The sequence below is a fragment of the Sorangium sp. So ce385 genome (genome assembly GCF_051474135.1).
Taxonomy (GTDB): Bacteria; Myxococcota_A; Polyangia; order Polyangiales; family Polyangiaceae; genus Sorangium; species Sorangium cellulosum_D.
The window spans coordinates 3,183,094-3,202,642 of record NZ_CP150337.1 but is presented as its reverse complement, the minus strand read 5'-3'; the positions used below and the strand labels follow the sequence as shown (position 1 = coordinate 3,202,642).

General features: G+C 72.2%; 9 protein-coding genes. 5 read left to right on the top strand and 4 right to left on the bottom strand.

All coding sequences use genetic code 11. The annotated features are described in order from the left end of the window. Positions 1-55: 55 nt before the first annotated feature. Entirely contained in the window at positions 56-1,579 is a 1,524-nt protein-coding gene (locus WME83_RS11980; protein ID WP_437319408.1) for an RtcB family protein, read from the bottom strand. A gap of 503 nt (positions 1,580-2,082) precedes the next feature. Here WME83_RS11980 and WME83_RS11975 point away from each other — a divergent pair. Then, positions 2,083-3,126 (top strand): ADYC domain-containing protein, encoded by a 1,044-nt coding sequence (locus tag WME83_RS11975; RefSeq protein ID WP_437319407.1) that lies wholly within the window; start codon positions 2,083-2,085, stop codon positions 3,124-3,126. Positions 3,127-3,139: 13 nt separating this feature from the next. Here WME83_RS11975 and WME83_RS11970 read toward each other — a convergent pair whose 3' ends face one another. Both WME83_RS11970 and WME83_RS11965 read right to left on the bottom strand, forming a co-directional pair. Continuing rightward, on the bottom strand, positions 3,140-7,069 hold the full coding sequence (locus WME83_RS11970) for an nSTAND1 domain-containing NTPase (RefSeq protein WP_437319406.1): 3,930 nt from the start codon (positions 7,067-7,069) through the stop codon (positions 3,140-3,142). Next, positions 7,066-8,712: a sigma 54-interacting transcriptional regulator gene (locus tag WME83_RS11965; RefSeq protein ID WP_437319405.1), complete on the bottom strand. Its 1,647-nt coding sequence runs from the start codon at positions 8,710-8,712 to the stop codon at positions 7,066-7,068. The genes WME83_RS11970 and WME83_RS11965 overlap by 4 nt, the downstream gene beginning before the upstream one ends. A 526-nt stretch (positions 8,713-9,238) precedes the next feature. On the opposite strand from WME83_RS11965, the gene WME83_RS11960 reads away from it, so the two are divergent. Further along, positions 9,239-10,699: a peptidoglycan-binding protein gene (locus WME83_RS11960; RefSeq protein ID WP_437319404.1), complete on the top strand. Its 1,461-nt coding sequence runs from the start codon at positions 9,239-9,241 to the stop codon at positions 10,697-10,699. A 76-nt stretch (positions 10,700-10,775) separates the two neighbouring features. Beyond that, on the top strand, positions 10,776-11,345 hold the full coding sequence (locus WME83_RS11955) for a hypothetical protein (protein ID WP_437319403.1): 570 nt from the start codon (positions 10,776-10,778) through the stop codon (positions 11,343-11,345). A 226-nt stretch (positions 11,346-11,571) separates the two neighbouring features. On the opposite strand, the gene WME83_RS11950 is transcribed toward WME83_RS11955, so the two are convergent. After that, positions 11,572-12,198: a DUF924 family protein gene (locus WME83_RS11950; protein WP_437319402.1), complete on the bottom strand. Its 627-nt coding sequence runs from the start codon at positions 12,196-12,198 to the stop codon at positions 11,572-11,574. 307 nt (positions 12,199-12,505) lie between these two features. On the opposite strand from WME83_RS11950, the gene WME83_RS11945 reads away from it, so the two are divergent. Both WME83_RS11945 and WME83_RS11940 read left to right on the top strand, forming a co-directional pair. Beyond that, positions 12,506-13,150 (top strand): class I SAM-dependent methyltransferase, encoded by a 645-nt coding sequence (locus tag WME83_RS11945; RefSeq protein ID WP_437321985.1) that lies wholly within the window; start codon positions 12,506-12,508, stop codon positions 13,148-13,150. A gap of 761 nt (positions 13,151-13,911) precedes the next feature. Further along, on the top strand, positions 13,912-19,464 hold the full coding sequence (locus WME83_RS11940) for an AAA family ATPase (protein WP_437319401.1): 5,553 nt from the start codon (positions 13,912-13,914) through the stop codon (positions 19,462-19,464). Positions 19,465-19,549 lie beyond the last annotated feature (85 nt).

The window sequence follows — 19,549 nt, the reverse complement described above, 5'->3', positions numbered from 1 at the left end:
GCGGCTTCAGGGCTTGCCGGCGGCGTGGTCGTCGCGCCGTCGTTCGGAGCGCGCCCTATCCCTTGACCGTGACGAGCGGCCAGAGTCGCGCCACGCGCCGCGCGATCCCGGCATCCTCGACGGAGCGGACGACGGGCGCGATCGGCTTGTAGGCATACGGCGCCTCCTCCTTCATCCGCTGGTGGTACTTCGCGAGGATGTCGCGCCGCCGCCGGACGCTCGGCGCATCCGGATCGAGGGGCGTCACGACATGCAGCTTCTCGACGGCGCGCCGGTAGAGGTCCTCGTCGGCGTGCGCGGAGCGGCCGCGCGTGAGGCTGCGGCCCGCGCCGTGGCACGCGCTCGCGAGCAGCTCCGCGTGGCCCGCGCCGGCGAGCACCCAGCTCGCGTCGCCCATCGATCCAGGGATGATCACCGGGTGACCGGTGTACGCGAACACCCCGCCCTGCCCATCCGGTCCCGGGGCGGGCGTCGCGCCCTTGCGGTGCAAGTAGCGCGGCTCGGCGCCGTCGGGCTCCCAGATGAGGTTGTGCGGCGCATCGTACACGAGCGAGCTCGCGATCCGACGGCCGAGGACCTCCTGGAGCGCGCGCACCACCATGAGGCCCAGGAAGAGGCGGTTCGCGAAGGCGAAATTGGCGGCGTTCCGCATCGCATCCAGGTAGACCGAGGCCTCGCGGGCGTGGGGCCCCACCGCCGGCAGCACATAGAAGCCGTGCGCTGGGTGGGGCACCCCCGCCGGGTACAGCGCGCGGGCGCGCTCGTTGAAATAGCCGCCGACCGCGTGTCCGAGCCCGACCGAGCCCGCGTGGGCCATGATCGTGACGGCGTTCTTCGTCAGCCCGAACGCGCGCGCCGTCCCGCCGTCGACGAGCTCGTCCACGGCCTGGATCTCGACGAAGTGGTTGCCTCCGCCGACGGTGCCGATCTGGATGTCGCGCCCGTCCGCGCGGCCCGACGCCTGGATGTACGCGTCGAACGCGAACGTCCCGCGCGCGGGCAACGCGCCGTGGAAGTGCACGCGCTCGAGATCCTCGCGCTGCGCGCGCGGATCGTAGTGGCTCCACAGGCCGGTGCGGGCGTTGTCCGCCGCCGTCTCGTGCAGCCCGGCGAGGCCGTCGCGGAGCATGGCCGCGCGCTGGCGCGGCGACATGGGGATATCGCGCTGTCCCTGGAAGAAGATGGCGCGGAGCCGCCGCTTCAGGGCGCCCACGTGCGGCGCGAGCTCGTCCCGATCGACGTCCGTCGCGAGCAGGCGCATGCCGCAACAGACATCGTTGCCGACGGCCTGCGGCACCACGAACCCGCGCGCATCGACGACCGTGCCCACGGGGATGCCCGCGCCCTTATGAAAATCGGGCGTGAGCACGATGGACCGGATCTCGCCGGCCGCGCCGCCCCAGAACGGGGCGATCCTGCCGGCCTTCTCCCATGCGCGGAGATCGCGCAGCGTGCCTTCCAGCGAGGCGAAACGGAGGAGCTCCTCGATGCCGTCGGCCTCGACGACGACATCTTCCCGCGCCACGAGGGTGATCGGGATCCCGAACGGATTGTCGATGCGGGCCGTCGCGCCATCCACGCGACGCACCACCGCATCGAGATGCAATTTGCCAACCATGCTGCTGTCCAATTCACGAAGACGCACGCGGCCGACGCGATCGCGCGACGGGGCCGCGGCTCACTCTCCCCCGGTGTGGACCCGGCGCGCGCACGAGGGAGGCGCACACCGCAGCAGCGGCGCTCAAGATAGACGCGAAACGCAGATCGTCAAGCGGCGGGCGCGGGTCCGCGCACCAGGGCTGTCCGCTGGAGCGGACACGGTGCGCAGGAGCGGAATCTCGTCCAGCGGACCTGCCGAGGTCCGCGGCGCGCGCTCCCCAGGGATCGCGGGGAAAGCCGGCGCTCCCTCGCGTGCGCCGCCCCTCCGGCGCCTGGCGCGCGGGTTGCTTTGGAGGCCTCGCGCCGCGCCACAAACTGCCCCCGCGAGCGTCGCTCCCGATCCGAGCGCCGCGCGGAGGGCGTCGAGGCAGTGGCACTGATCCGGAGGTCACCGTGAGTGGTCGCATTCGCCATGGGTTGGGGTTGACGCTGGTATCCATCGCAGGGCTCGCCTGCGGCGCCGGAGCGCTCGGGGTTTCGACGTACTCGGGCAGCCGCGCGCCGGACGCGCCCAGGGTTCACGGGACGGACGCGCCCGGCGATCATGCGACGGCGCAGCTCCCCCTCAAGAGGCAGATCCCCAATTCCCCCCGTCCCCCGAAGGTCGAGAAGCTCAAGGTCAATCCGCAGGCGCGCGGCTACCGGGGTGGACACCTCGAGAAGCTCTGGTACTTCTCTGCCGCCGGAAACGAGGTTCCGCCGCAGGCGCTCCCAACGAACGTGGTCGGGTATCTCGACGGGCACGGAGACGTGCCGGTCACGCTGAGGCTCGCGGGCAGCAACGGCTGCGTCAGCTCCGGGAAGGTCCCCATCTACGATGTCGTGGTGCAGACCAGCGACGCCGGTGCGATCAACCCCTGCCTCGGGCAAAACTACGTACCCGGCCCCGAAGACGTCTGCCCGCAGGACCAGACGAGCCAGCTCCATGGACGGGCGATCGCGGTGCCCGGCGCATGGAACGAGACGACCGGCGAGTACTACGAACGCATCGGAGAGGACAAGAAGGTCTTCACCCTGGCGTGCATGTCCGGGATCGCCGCCAAATGCGTGAACTGGGGATATCCGCCCTGGGGGTCCCTCGAGGGGAAATCGCTCTCCGACTACTATGCCGCGTGCATCCACGCGGCGCGGGCCGAATACTCGAGCGGGCTCGCGTATACCTGCGACGGCACCTTCATCGACGTGTACGACCGCCTGGGCGTCCAGCAGCCGAGCACGAGCCAGATGCCGCTCCAGATCGAGGCCGCGTGGGGCAAGGACGGGCCGCTCTGCATCAGCGCCCCACGCTTCCCCGCGTGCGAGGCCGATGCGGCGGTCAAGGCGCTGCCCGAGTGCAACGGGGCGGCGCTCTCCGGGGACAAGCGGGCGAGGTGGCCGGAGGACGTCCTCCTCGTGACGCGCAGCACGCATGACAACGTCACGCCGAGCGGGACTTGCCCGAAGAATCCTTGGCTCTGCGCGCTCTGACCGAGGCGCGCCGTCAGTCGCGCGGCGGGAAATCGGCGCAGACACGCAGCCCCGCGAGGCCGCTCCGCGTCTGCGCCTCCACCGCCGTGCGGTTGCTGCTCCGATTGGAGAGCGCGTCGTAATACCAGGCCCCGCCGCGGACGAGCAGCTCCTCCCGCGGCCCGGCCGATCGCGCCATCTCCCACGCGTTCCCGGCCAGGTCCATCACGCCGAACGGGCTCGCCGACGCCGGACGCGAGCCCACCTCGTCAGGACCGTAGGCGTCGCTCACCCGGCCGTACGTCTCATCGAAGTTCGCGTCGCCCGGCGCCAGCCGGTCGCCGTGCGGATAGAGCCGCTCGTCCGCGCCCCGCGCCGCCCGCTCCCACTCCCGCTCGTCGCACAGGCGCGCCCCGGGCAGGCGCCCCGTCGACCGCTGCCACGCCGTGTACGCGAGCGCGTCCTCCAGCGCGATCGACGTGATCGGGATGCGCAGCCAGTCCTGCTCCGCCCGGGCGCGGCGACCGGGGATGCGGAGCGGCTCCCCTTCGCGGAAGGTGACCGGCGCGCCGTTCAAGACGAGCGTGAGCGCCCACCCGCCCTCCGGGAGCTCGTCGAGCTGCACGCCCCAGGGCTGCGCGCGCTCCCTCGGGGTCCGCTTCGCTCTCTCCGCCGGGGGAAGATCGCGCAAGAACCGGATCCACTCGCCCACGGTCACCTCGGCGCGCCCGATGAGGTACCCGCCCGTCGCGAGCTCGCGCTCGGGCTGCGTCTGCAGCATGCCCCGGCGAAAGCTCTCCGCGTCCGCGCTCCCGAACAGGAACCGCCCCGGCGGGACGTAGACGTACCCCTCCGGCACGGCCGCGGCCGGCGGCAGCTCGAACGCGACCCGCGCCCGCTCCCCGCGGCCGAGCAGGATCGGATAGCGCACGTCGGCCCGCCCCTCGGCCTGGAACGTCAGCAGGTACGAGCCGGGCCCCTCGTCGAGCGCGATCTCCGGCAGCGGGGCCCGGCCGAGCGCCCGGACGGGCCGGAGCGCGCGGCGCCCGTCGGCGTCGGCGTCGTACCGCCCGAGCGTCACCGACGCGCCCGGCGGCGTCACCTCGATCGCGAGCCGCGGCGGCGCGACGAGCCGGCGCTGCCGCGCCCCGCTCTCGTCATAGATCGTGAGCCGCCGCACGAGCTCCTTCCGCCGCTCCCGCTTGGAGAACCACTCGGCGAGCTCGATGCCCTCGAGCAGCACGTCGCCCAGCCCGGCGCGCAGGTCGGCGCGCCTCGGGTCGAGCGAGAGCCCCGCCTCGAGCGCCTGACCGGCTCGCGCGAGCGCTTCCTCCGCCTCCTGCGCCGCCGCGACGGCCTCGGCCCAGGTACGCTCGGCGGCCTCCTCCTCGACCAGCGACGCCGCCGCGCGCTGGCCGAGCGCGGCGTCGAAGCCCGCGAAGGCCCGCCTCCGGAGCGCGTCGGCGTCGGCCTTGCGCCGCCGCCCCTCCCCCTCCGCGGCGCGCGCGGCCGCCTCATGGCCGGCGACCACCCGGTCCAGGTCCCGCTGCGCCTTCCACTCGAGCCCCGCGAGCGCGAGGCCCAGGACGAGCGGCGCCGCGGCGACCCCGAGCGCCCTGGCGAGGCGCGTGCGCCGCAGCCGCCGCCGCGAGGCCGAGAGGAAGGCGCGCTCCCCGGGGCCGAGCGCGTCCTCCGCGACCCGCGCCGCCTCGGCGAGCTGCCGCGCGCTCCAGAGCGCCTCGGACGCGCCGCCGAGCCGCGCCCACTCCGCGGCGGCCACCTCGATCCGCTCGCGTTCCCGCCGGTCCTCCCGGTCGCGGTCGAGCCAGGCGCCGAGCGCGCCCCAGCCGCGCACGAGCGCCTCGTGGGCGACCTCGTACGCGGTGCCGGAGGCGCCCGGCGCTCCGCCCGGCGCTCGATGCGTCCCCTCCCGCACCTCGCGCCCCACCACGAGCCGGCCGCGGATCAGCGCCTCGAGCGCCGCGCGCGCCGCCGCGTCCTCGAGCCCGAGCTCGGCCGCGCTGCGGCGCGCGCGCGTGCCCTCGGCCGTCACCAGCCGGACCAGGATGCGCCGCGCCGCTGCCTGCTCGGCGGGCGCGAGCGCGGCGACCACGGCGTCGGCGTGGCGCGCGAGCGCGCCGGCCACGCCGCCGATGGCCTCGAGGGCCGCCTCGGGGATGCGCTGGGCGACCGGGTCGCGGGCGTCCCACAGCTCCGCCAGCGCGAACTGGAGGAGCGGCAGGCCGCCGGCCGCCGCGGACCCGGCCTCGACCAGCGCGTCGACCGTCGCCTCGGACGCGAAGGTGATCCCGGTGCGCCGCGCCGGGGCGGTGATGGCCGCGCGGATGCCGTCGGGGCCGAGGGGGCGCAGGACATAGAGCGCGCGCCCGAGCTCGTCGCCCAGGGCCGGGAGGGACGAGAGGCGGGTGAAGAAATCGCCGCGCACGGTGGTGAGCACGCGCACGCCCGCGGCGAGCGAGCCGAGGCGGCAGAGGGCCTCGGCGAAGCGCGCGGCCTCGGCGGGCTCGGCCAGGGTGAAGAGCTCCTCGAGCTGGTCGACGAAGAAGAGCGCGCCCCGCGCGCGGGCCATCCGGCGCTGCACCGCGCGCGTGAGCCCCTCGACGTCGCCCTCGATGCGCAGGCCCGACGCCGGGGGGAGCGCGCCCTCGTCGAGCGTGACCGCGTCCAGCGCGGCGGCGAGCGCGGCGAGCGGGCGCCGGCCGGGCACGAGCGAGAACGCCTGGAACGCGCGCCCGTCGCCGAGCGCGCCCTCGACGACGCGGGGCAGCACGCCGGCGCGGCAGAGCGACGATTTCCCGACGCCGCTGTCGCCGGCGATGACGACGAGCGGCTCGGCGCGGAGCCTGTCGAGCACGGCGCGGATGTCGCCCTCGCGGCCGAAGAAGAGCGCGCGGTGCTCGGCCTCGAACGGCCGGAGGCCGCGGTAGGGGTTGCCCTCCGGGATGGGCGCCCGGGGCTCCTCGAGGTCGACGAGCTCGAGGGCCTCGGCGAGCGCCTCGCCGGAGCCGAAGCGGCGCTCCGGCGCGGGCTCGAGGCAGCGGGCGACGGCGGCGGCGAAGCGCGGGTCGACGCCGTGGACCGCGGACTCGAGCGGCGCGGGCGCGGCGTCGATCCAGTCGTCGAGGGGCGCGTCCGGGGAGACGCCCGCGCGGTGCGCGGCGCCCGTGCAGAGCTCGTGGAGCACGGCGCCGAGGGCATAGACGTCGCTCTGGCGGGTCGCGGGCGCGCCGCGGAGGAGCTCGGGGGCCATGTAGAGGGGCGTGCCGAGGAGCGCGTCGGCGCGGGTGAGCGTGCCGGAGGTGCGATCGCACTCGCGGTCGACCGCGCTGGAGGCGGGATCGCCCTCGCAGGCGACCGTGCTCGCGGCGCCGTCGACCTCGCGGAGGATCGCGCTGGAGGCGCGGTGGCTCGGGGGCGGCGGCCTCCCGAGGGCGGCGGCGGGCTCCTCGATCAGCTTGGCCAGGCCGAAGTCGATGAGCTTGAGCTCGCCGGCCTCGCCGAGCATGGCGTTCTGGGGCTTGATGTCGCGGTGGAGGACGCCGTGGCGATGGGCGGCGCCGAGGCCCCGGGCGAGGCCGAGGCCGAGCCGCAGCGCCCGCCTCCAGCACACCGGCTTCTCCAGCTCGGCGAGGCTCTTGCCACGGATGAACTCGGACACGAGGTAGGGCCGGTCGTCGACCTCGCCGACGCGGTGGACGGCGACGACGCTCGGGTGCGACAGCCGCGCGAGCGCGCGGGCCTCGATGAGGAAGCGCTGCCGCGCGACGGCGTCGGGCCGGGGCGCGGCGATGAACTTGATGGCGACCGGGCGGTCGAGGAGGCTGTCGTGGGCGAGGTAGATGCTGCCCATGCCGCCGCGGCCGATGAGCCGCAGCAGCCGGTAGCCGTCGAACGTGGCGGGCGGGCTCCACGCCGCGTCGTCGAGGCTGCGGGCGTCGTTCACGGCGGCTTGGCGCCCGGCCGAGGCTCGTCGGGGCCGCCGCGCCGCCGCGTCAGGCCGAAGGCGCGGACGAGCTTGTAGGCGTGGGAGCGGGCGAGATCGAGCTTCGACGCCGCCTCGCCCACGTTCCAGCCGCTCTCCTCGAGCGCCCCGCGGAGCAGCTCCGCCTGGAAGCGGCGGGTGGCCTCCTGGAAGGTCAGGCCCCGGTAGGGCGCGGTCGTGATGGCCGGGGCCGCGGCGGCGCCCTCGGGCGCGGCGATGTCGCCGGGGAAGAGGTGGCGCCGCTCGACCTGGGGGCCCCCCTGCGCCGCGGCGCGGATGGCGGCCGCCTCGACGGCGTGGGCGAGCTCGCGCGCGTTGCCGCTCCACTCCGCCGCCTCGACGGCGCAGAGCGCGTCGACGCTGAGGTGGACGGCGGGCAGCCCGTGGGTCTTGCAGGCCGCCGCGCAGAAATGCTCGGCCAGGAGGGCGATGTCTTCCCGGCGCTCCGAGAGCGCGGGGAGGCGGATCGGCAGCACCTGGAGCCGGTAGAAGAGATCCTCGCGGAACTCCTTGCGCTGCGCGGCGGCCTTGAGGTCGACGTTGGTCGCGGCGATGACGCGCACGTCGGCGCGGACGGGGCGGTTCGCGCCGAGGGGGTAGTACTCCCTCGACTGCAGGAGCTGCAGCAGCTTCGCCTGCGCCGAGGGCTTGAGCTCGCCGATCTCGTCGAGGAAGAGGGTGCCCTTGTCGGCGGCGGCGACCTTGCCTTCCAGCTTGCGGCTGGCGGTGGAGTGCGCGCCGGGCAGGGCGCCGAACAGCTCGCTCTCGAGGAGCGCCTCGGGGAGCGCGGCGCAGTTGAGCTCGACGAAGGGGCCGCGCGCCCGCGGGCCGCTCTCGTGCAGGACGCGGGCGAGCTGGGTCTTGCCGGTGCCCGACGGGCCCGTGAGCAGGACGGTGACGTCGAGGGGCGCGGCGACGGCGGCCTGCGACAGGACGAGCGCGAGGGCGGCGCTCTTGCCGACGATCGCGTCGGCGCGCAGGGCGCGCCGGAACGGGAGGGTCGGGTCGGCCTCGTCGCGGCGGCGGAAGCGCAGCATGAGGCGGTCGGCGAAGGGGGCGAGGTGGCGGGCGAAGGCCTCGACGCGGCGGCGATCCTCCTCGGTGAAGCGGTCCTTCTCGATGCGGTTCTGGAGATAGACGACGCCGAGCGGCGGAGCGCCGGCGGGGGAGCGCACGTTGATCGGGGCGCAGATCACGGCCTCGATGCGGTTGCGCTCGACGCTCTCGTTGGCGCGGAAGCGCGGGTCGTGGAGGGCGGAGACGGTGATGATGGTGCGGCCTGTGGCGAGGGCCTCGGCGATGACGCCCCGCGAGAAGGCGGCGCGGATCTCGGCGACGTCCTTGTCCTGGCAGCCGTGGGCGACCCAGAAGGGCGGCTCGCCCCGGGCGTCCGGGTCAGACACGATCTCGACATAGCCCCTGCGGGCGCCGGTGATCTGGACGATCAGGGCGAGGGCCTCGGCGAGGAACGGCTCGATTTCTTCGGTCTGCCCGAGCTCGAGGAGCTTGCGATAGAAATCGCGCTCCTGCTCGATGCGAAGGGCGGCGTCCGCAGGAGGAGCGGGTGAGGCGGGGCGGGCTTCGTCATCCCGAGGAGATGGCATACTTCCCCGGTATACCGAAACGCGGTGCGGCGTGAAGATCCGAGGGGGGCCGGCCGAGTCGAGGCGCGATTGCGCTGTGCCTCGGAAGCTGTGTTTCTTCACTGGTACGCGATAACGGACGATCGCCGGCGCCAACCTGGGTCGCCGCCGCCAACCTGGGTCGCCCGCGCGAGTCCGCTGGCGCGGACGCAGTCCGGCGCAGCGGACTCCGTTCGAGCGGACCCGGGCTCATCGCGCAGGGGCCGCCGCTCCCCGTGTTGCTCGGCGCCGCCCATTCCACCCACCTCGCCCGCGCCTCTCGCTGGCGTGGCGCCGGGCTCCTCCTCCTGGCCTGCCGGTTGCAGCCACCCACGGCACCCGAACCCAAGCCGTTCAGGACACCAGCTCGACTCCCTTCGCCAGACACAGCCTTGACGCCCGACGCCCGTGGTCGTGATCTTGAGGGTGAATCCATCGGGGGGTGGCCGCACCTGCAAGACCTCGAGCTCGCGCCTGAGCCGGCCCTCATCGAGGAAAGGAATCCGCCATGCGCATCGTCCAGATGGGCTCAGGTGAGCCCCGCGATCTCGTCCTCTGCTACCTCGTCGGCCCTCACATGGACGCCGCGCTGCGCGACGCCCTCGGCCCCGCGCCATGCGTGGTCGCCTATGCCACCGGCAAGACCGCCGACAACCTCGACGCGGTGACCGCCGCCGTTCGCGACCGGCTGCACCTCCCCACCTTCGGCCGCATCGTCCTCGCCGGCTACTCTCTCGGCTGCAGCGGCGTGCGATCCCGCCTGCTCGAGAGGGCGCAGGCGAACAGCGCCGTCGCCGCCCTGGTGCTCGTCGACGGCACCCACGCGAGCAAGCCGCCGGTCGCCTGGCAGATCGACGTGTGGCGCGACACGTTCGCGCGCGCCCGCCGGGGCGAGCTGCTCGTCGTGGCCACGCACACCCAGCAAAGCTACGTCGAGCAGCTCAGGTCGCCGGAGACGCCCTTCCTCTCCACCGCGACGGTGCTCCGCCAGGCCACGGAGTGGCCCCTCGACGCCGCGGGCCCCGTCGACGCGCCCGCGGTGCGCAACGATGGGCAGCTCTGGATCTACTCGTACGCCAGCAAGGCCATCGACGCCGAGGCGCACATCCTCCAGCAGCGCGAGGTCCTGCCGAGGGTGCTCCGCCAGCACATCCGCCCCTGGCTGGAGGGCGCCGGGGCCGACCCGACGAGACCCGCGGATCCGCCGGTCGGCGCCGACGCCCTCGAGCAGGCCGAGCACGCCTCGGCGAGCGGACAGCCGGGGCCGAGCCCCGTCGTCCGCCAGATCCTGCGCCTCGGCGCGCGGGGCGAGGACGTCGCCGCCTGGCAGCGGGTCATCGGGGCCGAGCCGGACGGGGTCTTCGGCGGCGTGACCGAGCGGCTCACGCGCCAGTGGCAGAAGCGGCACGGCCTCGGGGCGGATGGCATCGTCGGTCCCCTCACCTGGAGCGCCGCCGAGGCGCGGAGCGGCGAGGGCTTGCCCCCACGCGAGGTGCCCAAGCAAGCCACGCCGCTCTCCGAGGCGGAGCTCTCGGCGGTGCTGGAGCACAGCCACGAGCTCGTCTTCCACGAGAACCCGAGCCGCGCGCGCCTCGCCTGCGCGTGGGCGCACGTGGCCATCGAGAACGGACGCGGGCAGAAGGTGTGGAACTACAACCTGGGCAACATCACCGGATTCGGCCAGTGGCCCGGGCAGTACTACGTGATCCGCGTCGCCGAGCGGGTGCAGCGCAATCCCGACGTGTGGAAGCAGGTGGACATGCGCTTCCGCGCCCACGCCGAGGCGCTCGACGGCGCCGCCGACTACTGGCGGCTCATGGGCAAGCACTACCAGCCGGCGCTGGCGCGCTTCGACGCGGGAGACGCCGCGGGCGCCGCCTTCGAGCTCTCGCGGCTGCGCTACTACACCGCGCACGCCGACACGTACGCGCGGAACATGAGCTCGCTGTACCGCTCCTTCCCCGGCTGATCGCGCGGCGCGCCGCCGCCCGCCCGGCGCGCCGGCGCTGGCTCCGGCCGCGCGCCCCTGTGGTACCCTCCCGCCCATGGGTACCGCGAACGCCCTTGTCCCCGAACGTCGCTCTGCCCTGCGCCGCGCCCCCTGCGCGGCCCTCCTGCTCGCCGCCTGCGGCCCCGCGCCCACCCTGGCCGAGCCGCGCGCCCCGGAGCCGCCGCCCCCCGCCGAGACGATCTACATCGTCATCCACGATCCGCCCTCGGCGGCGGGAGCCGCGGTGGCCGCGGACGACTGGGTGCCGGACGAGCCCCGCGGCGACAACCCGTTCGCGCGGACGCGCACCTGGATCGGCGATTACGACTGCCCGCAGGGCACGACCGAGATGACGTTCCGGATCCTTCAGGTCCAGGGCGACCGGATCAAGGCCGTCTTCGACTTCCGTCATGCCGCGTCCGGCGCATCCGGGAAGTACCTCATGCGCGGCCGTTACGACCCCGAGACGCGCACCGCGGCGTTCTCGCCCGGCGCCTGGCTCGAGCGCCCTCCCAACTACGTCACCGTGAGCATGAAGGGCGATCTCGCGCTCGACGGCTCGCTCTTCGCCGGGCGCATCGAGCACCCGGAGTGCGGCGCCTTCCGGCTCCGGCCGGCCGGCTAGCTCCGCCCGCCCGGGTCGTTCACGAGGCGATTGGTCGGCTGCTCGGCTGCCGGTTGCACCGGCGGGGTGAGCAAGCTTGGTTCGAACCGCGACGTGACCGTCGGATCCGACGAACCCGAGGAGCAGCAGCCGGCGACGTGGGGCCGTGACGAGGCGCGACCGTGGCCTGAGCGCCCTTGGTGCTGCGGAGCCGTCGCCGCTGTTCGCTCTACCGCTGTCGCTCCCGCTAGCGCGGCAGGGGGCGCGCATGAACGAGCTGGCCGCTCGCCAGGAACTCGAGCTCCTCCGGCGTCGATTGCCGGCCCAGGGCTTCATTGCGATGCGGATGCCGACCGAACCGCGAGATCACGTCGCGGTGCCCGCGGGCCTGGTTCGCGGAGAACTCGAACCACCAACGAAACTCCGCGGGCACCGTGCTCACGAGCTCCTCGGCGAGCTGGACGGCTCGATCCAGGTTGGAGAGGTCCTCCGAGTGCCCGAGCGGCAAGAAGAAGAAGGTCTTCTGCCAAGGGTCTTCCAGCGCCGCGTGATGACCGATCTCTATCCCTTCGAGCGCCAGGGCGAGCGCTCTCGGGTCCTGCGCGAACGCGCGAGCCGTCCCCCGGTATACGGTGCGAGAGAACTGGTCGAGCACGAGGATGAGCGCCAGCCGGGAGCGCGGCGCGCTCGACCACCCGTCGAGCTCGCCACGCGCAGCGCGCTCCAGCAGCGGCGGAAACCGCTCCAGGATGGCGGCGTCCGCGCCGCCGCGGAACCACCACTCGACCTGGCGGGTGAGCTCCTCCTTGTCACCGCTCATCCGCTCCGGAAACCAGAATCCGAGAACCTCTTCGACTTCTTCTGTCATGAGCATCAGCTTTCCTCGGTGTCAGCTGTCCGCCGGCGGGGGCGCGCTCGGTGACGGCGCGCGCGGGGTCGCCGCCACCTGAGCCGCCCGACGCCGAGCGTGAGACGGATGTCGTGATCGCCGGGAGCAGCTCATCGGCGGCGGCCGCATAGAGCTCGAAGAACTAGTTGTGTCAGCAACATGAGAGGCACCCCCGCATTCGAAGCGATGCGCCGCCCCCACAACGCGTCAGCATCATCAGCCTACCGGATCGGGGCGGCTCGGTCCACCGCATGGATGACTCCCCGATCCTCACGCAGTCGAGCTACTTCCGCTGCCGAACGACGGTTCGCGCTGGGGTGGCGGCTCGACAGGGACCTGTTCGCGACGTCGCGCGCCGTGGCTGTCAGCCGCCTGCCGTCGAGCCGCCGACATCGCGGTGCGCGCGCTCGTTCCGAGCGCGTCCCCGCCGACGGTCCTCGAGATCGGCTGCGGCACCGGCTCGCTCGCCCTGGAGATGTCGCCGTTCGCCGGCCACATCCACGCGATGGACGTCTCGTCCGAGATGATCCGCATCGCCAGCCAGAAGAAGCAGGTCCAAGGCGCGACCAACGTCACCTTTCGCCAGGGCACGCTCGACGGACGTGCTCCGGTTGAGCCCGAGCACTTCGACAGCGCCTGGGCTTACTCCATCCTCCACCTCGTCCCCGATCGGAGGCGCACCCTCAAGACCATCTTCGACCTCCTCAAGCCCGGCGGCTCGTTCATCTCGTCCAACGTCTGCCTCGGCAGCACCTGGGTACCTTACGGCGCGATCATCACGGTGCTGCGCTGGTTCGGGAAGGCGCCGGTCGTCCATGTCTACGATCGCGAGACGATCCTCCGCGAGATGCGCGAGGTAGGGTTCGTCGAGATCGAGGAGAGGGAGGTCGGTGCTGGGGGAATGGTTGCGTTGGTCGTGACGAAGAAGCCGGGGTAGCGCGCAGCTCGCCGCGACCGAAGAGAAGGTGCAGGGCCGCCGCGATCACGCCCTGTTGCTGTTCCTCGCCCGCACAGGGGCGAGGGTTTCGGAGTTCATCGGGATCGACGCGGCAGATCTACGACTGGAGGAGAACAGCCCGCGCAAAGCCATTCCGACCTGTCAAGACTTTCCCGCCAACGACCGGCAGCTGGTATAACGTACAAAAAAGTACGGCCCACTGATCCGCCTACAAAACCAACCGATCCATCGAGTTCACTCGACTGTACAGTATTGTCTACACCACGCTGGCTGGCCGGTCCCGAGCACGCACACGTGACGAGATCAACGCTCTTCGTCTCGCCGGTGATGAGGAGCACGTTAGGCCGCTCCGCCTCGTGGAGCATCTTCAGCGCGGTGCGCAGCGGTCCGCGATCGACGACGACGCTCCGCTTCCAGAGCAGGCGCTCGATCCAGGGATCGCGCGTCGGGTCGGGAAGACGCGCTCCTTCCCCCGTGCGCAGCACGGCGGGCTGGCCGTCAAGCTCCGGGAGAGGCAGAACACCCCTCCCATGAGACCCCTGGCCGCCAACGGGTGCGCCGAGCGTCCAGACTCCAGGGCGGCGTTCGGAGTGTCCTGACGACCTCACGCGCCTGCACACCCAAGAGTCGCACGAGCTGGGCGTGGTCCAAACTGCCCCGGTGCCAAGTCACACCCTCTGGCATATAAAGGTAGCTGGTCGCAGTGCGTCGCCTTTACGGGCGAGCGAGCAAGGTTTGCGATGATCGTCGAGAGAGGCTACCTGCTCCGCGAGAAGATCGAGGAAACCGCCGATTTCACCCTGTACCGCGCATGCCGCGAAGGCGACAGCGTCCCGGTCTTGCTGAAAATCCTGCGCGCGGAAAGATCGACCGGCGCCGAGGTCGCGCGCTTCAAGCACCAGTACGAGCGCGTCGCGCGCCTCGCCTCGCCCCGCGTCGTCGCGCTGCGCGGCGTCGAGGCGCTCGCCGGCTCCTTGATCGTCGTCCTCGAGGACTTCCCGGGCCGCGATCTCGCGCGGATCCTCGCCGCGCGCCCGTCACGCAGGATGCCGGTCGGCGAGGCGCTCGATCTCGCGGCCGCGCTCGCAGAAGGTCTCGCCGCGGTGCACGCGGCCGGGCTCGTCCACCGCGATCTGCGCCCGCAGAACGTGCTCGTCGGCGCGCGCGGCGCGGTCAAGATCAATGGCTTCGGCGTCGACGCCGAGATCACCCGCGCGCACGAACGGCTCTACGCGCCGGCGGTCATCGCCGAGGTGCTGCCCTACGTCTCCCCCGAGCAGACAGGCCGCATGAACCGCGGCGTCGACTACCGGACCGACCTCTACGCGCTCGGCGTCATCCTGTACCAGATGCTCACGGGTCAGCGCCCCTTCGAGGCCCTGGACCCGATGGAGCTCATTCACGCGCACCTCGCCCTCGCGCCCGCGCCGCCGTCCCGCGTCGATCCGACCATCCCCGAGGCCGTTTCCGACGTCGTGCTCAAGCTGCTCGCGAAGAACGCCGAGGAGCGTTACCAGAGCGCCGAGGGCCTGCTCGCCGACCTCGAGCGCTGCCGCGAGGCCCTGCGCGGCACGGGGACGATCGAGCCCTTCGTCGCGGGCCAGCGCGATCGTCAGGACCTCTTCCGGATCCACCAGAAGCTCTACGGCCGCGAGCATGACATCGAGGCGCTCACCGCCGCGTTCGAGCGCGCGCTCGAGGGCAGCCGTGAGATCGTCATCGTCTCCGGCTACTCGGGGATCGGGAAGTCCTCGCTCGTGCACGAGATCTTGAAGCCACTCGCGCGGCAGAAGGGCTATTTCACGAGCGGCAAATACGACCAATACAACCGCGGCGCCCCCTACAGCGCGGTGATCCAGGCGTTCGACGGCCTCGTGAGGCAGATCCTCACCGAGAGCGAGGCTCGCATCCTCCGCTTTCGGAGCGCGCTCCTCGAAGCGCTCGGGCCGAACGCGCAGGTCGTCTGCGACGTCATCCCGTCGCTCTCCCACGTGATCGGCCCGCAGCCGCCCGTCCCGACGCTCGGCCCGATCGAGGCGCAAAACCGCCTGAACCGGTGCTTCTTGCGGTTCGTCTCGGTGTGCGCGCGGCGCACGCACCCGCTCGTCCTGTTCCTCGACGATCTTCAGTGGATCGACCCCGCGAGCCTCGTGCTGCTCCGCGCGCTGCTCGCCGACGACTCGCTCGACGCGCTCCTCTTCTGCGGCGCTTACCGTGACAACGAGGTATCGCCCGCGCACCCGTTCGTCCTGGCGATCGAGGAGCTCAAGCAAGCCGGGCTCGTCGTGCGCAACATCGTCCTCGCCCCGCTCGCGCGCCCGCACCTGATCGAGATGCTCTCGGATAGCCTCAAGCGCAGCGACTGTGGGCCGCTCGCCGATGCGGTGCAGAAGAAGACCGGCGGCAACCCGTTCTTCGTCAAGGAGTTCGTCCGGTCGCTGCACGACCACGGCGTCCTCGCGTACGCAGCCGGATCAGGCTGGCGCTGGGACCTCGCCGCGATCGACGCGCTCCGGTACACGGACAACGTCGCAGACCTCATGGTGCGCACCATCGCGCGCCTGCCGCCGTCGACGGTGAAGGCGCTCAACCTCGCCGCGGCGATCGGCAACCGGTTCGACCTCGACGTGCTCGCCGCGGTGAACGAGTGCTCGCCGGAAGACGCGTACGCCCGCCTCGATCTCGCCGTGAGCGAGGGGCTCGTGATCGCCGGGCGCGACGGCTACCGCTTCGCCCATGACAAGGTCCAGGAGGGCGCCTACGCGATGATCCCGGAGGTGGACCGACCCGCCTTCCACCTCCGGATCGGCCGGCTGCTCGCGGGCAAGCTAGACCTCTCGGAGAGCCAGAGCCTCTTCGACGTCGTCGGCCACCTGAACAGCGCAGGCGACCTCGTGTCGGACCCCGCGGAGCGCCTGCACCTCGCCCGCATGAGCCTCGAGGCCGCATGCCGCGCCGAGGACTCGGCCGCCTTCGGCGCCGCGCTGCGCTACCTGCAGTTCGGCCTCCTACGCCTTCCGGAGGACGCCTGGGCGTCACAGTACCCGCTCCGCCTCGAGTACGCGAAGAGGACCGCCCTGATGCTCTCGCTCTGCGGCCGGCATGACGACGCCCTCGCGATCCTCTCCGACGGCCTGGAGCGGGCCGCGAGCCGGCTCGACCGCACCGAGGTGCTGCGGCTCAAGATGAACGTGCAGGTGCTCAAGAACGACCTGCCAGCCGCGCTCGCGGAGGGGCTCGAGGCCCTGCGCCCGTTCGGGATCGACCTGCCTCCCTTCCCGGACGACGTCATGCTCGACGCCCAGGTGCGGGCGACGATGGATCTCGTCCGGGAAAGGACGACCGAGGCGCTGCCAGGCCTGCCGCCGCTCGCGGACCCGGAGATCCTCGCCATGCAGGACGTGCTCCAGGAGCTCTTTCTCCCCTGCTACTTCCTGGCCACGAACAACCTCGGCATCACGGTCGCACAGATCCTCGAGAACACGCTGCGCCACGGGCTCTCGAAGAACTCGATCTTCGGCTGCATGAACTTCGGGATGCTCCTCTGCGCCCGCGGCGACATCGCGCTCGGCTACCGCTTCGGACGCGCCGCCGTCGACCTCGCGGACCGCTACACGGACAAGAAGTCCGAGGCGATGCTCCGCAATATGTGGGGCGCCTTCGTGCAGCATTGGCGAGAGGGCTACGCCACCTGCAAGTCGTCGCTGGTCGCCGGGATGCACGCCGGGCTCGAAACGGGCCAGTACATCTGGTCGTTCTACAACACGGCCAATGGCATCACGAACAGCCTCCTGCGCGGCCTCCCGCTCTCCGACCTCCTCGCCGAGGCGCAGAGCTACCAGCCGATGCGCAAGCTCGACGAGTTCAATGCCATCACCTGGGCGGTCGGCGCGGTCGGACAGATCGCGCACCAGCTCTCGGTCGAGACCGAGCGCCCCGCCACGCTCAAGGGGGCGTGGGTCGATATCGACGAGGTGATCGAGGAGTCCCGCCGCATCGACAACCAGGCCTCGTTCTTCTTCGCCCACTTCTACATCGTCGTCCTCTGCGTCTTCCAGGGGGCGTTCGAGGAAGCGGCGCGCGCTGCGCTCTTGCCGGACATCGAAATCCCGGCCGTGGCGGCCTGGCATGGCAACCCCGCGTTCCATGGCTACGCAGGCATCGCGTTCACGCAGGCGGCGGACGTCGTCTCCCCGGAGGAGCGCGCGCTCTTCCTCGCCCGCGCCGAGGTCTCCGCCGAAAAACTCTCGCGCTGGGCGGACCTCTGCCCGGAGAACCTGGCGCACCGCCGCGCCCTCCTCCTCGCCGAGCTCGAGCGCGCCCGCGGCGACCCGCGCGCCGCCGGGGACCGCTACGACGAGGCGATCGCACTCGCGCAGCGCGGCGGCTATCTCCACGACGAGGCGCTCGGCAACGAGCTCGCGGGCCTCTGCTTCCGCGCGCTCGGCAAGGAGACCATCGCCGGCGCCTACCTGACCAAGGCACACAGGGCGTACGGCCGCTGGGGCGCGACGGAGGCGATGCGGCGCCTCGAGCAGGCGTACCCCGACCTCGTCCCGGGCGAGAGCCTCCGCGGCGAGAGGGGCCCGCAGGCCGGCTCCGCGCTCGACGTCGGCTCGGTGCTCAAAGCCTCCCAAGCCATCTCGGGCGAGATCGTCCTCGACCGCCTGCTCGACGCGCTCATGCGCATCATGGTCGAGAACGCCGGCGCGCGGCGCGGCGTCCTCCTGCTCCTGCGTGACGGACGGCTCGTCGTCGAGGCCGAGCACCACATCCGGGATGCGTCGGTCCACGTGCTCGGCGCGGCGCCCCTCGAGGGCCGCAAGGACCTGCCGGCCAGCGTCGTCACGTACGTGGCGCGGACGCGCGAGACCGTCCTGCTCGGCGACCTCGCGATCGACGGGCCGTTCGGGCGCGATCCCTGCTTCGCCGGCGGTGCGCCGCGCTCCTCGCTCGCCGCGCCCATCGTCTACAAGGGCCGCCTCGCCGGCGTGATCTATCTCGAAAACGACCTCACCCGCTCTGCCTTCACCCCCGATCGCGTCGAGGTGATCCGGCTCCTTTCGGCCCAGGCGGCCAGCTCCATCGAGAATGCGCGCCTCTATGCGGATCTGCAGCAGGAGAACGCGGAGCGACGGCGCGCCGAGGAGGTGCTCCGCCATTCCTACTCGCTCCTCGAGGCCACGCTCGAATCGACGGCGGACGGCATCCTCGTCGTCGACGACGAGCAGCACGTCGTGCGTCAGAATCACAGGTTCGCGGCGATGTGGCGCATCCCGGACGAGATCCTCTCCACCGGGTCGGACGACACGTTCCGTACGTTCGTCTGCGACCAGGTCCTCGATCCCGAGGCGTTCCTGCAAAGGATCCGCGCTCTCTATGCCTCGCCCGAGGAGTCCGGCTTCGATACCATCCCGTTCGCGGACGGGCGCGTCTTCGAGCGTTATTCGCAGCCCCAGCGCCTCGGCGGGCGCGTGGTCGGGCGGGTCTGGAGCTTCCGCGACATCAGCGCGCGCGTCCGCGCCGAGCAGCAGCGCGATCAGCTCCTCCTGGACGAGCGGCGGGCGCGCACGGCAGCGGAGGAGGCCGTGCACCTGCGGGACGAGTTCCTTTCTATCGCCTCGCACGAGCTCCGCACCCCGCTCACCAGCCTGCAGCTCGCCATTCAATCGCTGGGGCAAAGGCTCGCGCGGGGCATGGACGTCGAGCGCGTGCGATCCGCGGTCGCCCTCTCTGGCCGCCAGGTCAAGCGCCTCACCAACCTCGTCGATATGCTCCTCGACGTCTCCCGGATCCAGGCGGGGAGGCTCGAGCTGTACACAGCGCCCGTCGAGCTGCGCGCGCTCGTGGACGAGGTCGTCGCCCTCCTCGGCCATCAGATCGCGCAGTCAGGCAGCGCGGTCGCCGTGCGCGCGGAGCAGCCGGTCATCGGCCGGTGGGACCCGCACCGCCTGGAGGAGGTCGTGACCAACCTCCTCACCAACGCGATCAAGTTCGGGGAGCGCCAGCCGATCGACATCGCCATCACCCGAGAAGATCGGGTCGCGCGGCTCTCGGTGACGGACCGTGGGATCGGGATCCCGGCCGAAGTGCAGGCGCAGCTCTTCGAGCGATTTCGCCGCGGCGTCTCGTCGAAGCATTTCGGGGGGCTCGGGCTCGGCCTCTACATCACCCGCACCATCGTCGAGGCGCACGGCGGCCGAGTCCGCGTGTCGAGCGAGGTCGGCCGGGGCTCGACCTTCTGCGTCGAGCTGCCGCTCTCGACCGAGCGCGCGGGGGATCTGTCGTCGTAGCGGTTGCCTTGAGCGGCTTCGTGCGTGATAGACCGCGGTAGCGATAGCCGCCGACAGCGAGCGTCTGATCCCGCACACCGTCACG

What these genes read in the sequence shown, in the direction of transcription:
- WME83_RS11940 (WP_437319401.1), top strand. Translation starts at nt 13,912, where the DNA reads ATGATCGTCGAGAGAGGCTACCTGCTCCGCGAGAAGATCGAGGAAACC.
- WME83_RS11950 (WP_437319402.1), bottom strand. Translation starts at nt 12,198, where the DNA reads ATGCTCATGACAGAAGAAGTCGAAGAGGTTCTCGGATTCTGGTTTCCG.
- WME83_RS11960 (WP_437319404.1), top strand. Translation starts at nt 9,239, where the DNA reads ATGCGCATCGTCCAGATGGGCTCAGGTGAGCCCCGCGATCTCGTCCTC.
- WME83_RS11955 (WP_437319403.1), top strand. Translation starts at nt 10,776, where the DNA reads ATGGGTACCGCGAACGCCCTTGTCCCCGAACGTCGCTCTGCCCTGCGC.
- WME83_RS11965 (WP_437319405.1), bottom strand. Translation starts at nt 8,712, where the DNA reads ATGCCATCTCCTCGGGATGACGAAGCCCGCCCCGCCTCACCCGCTCCT.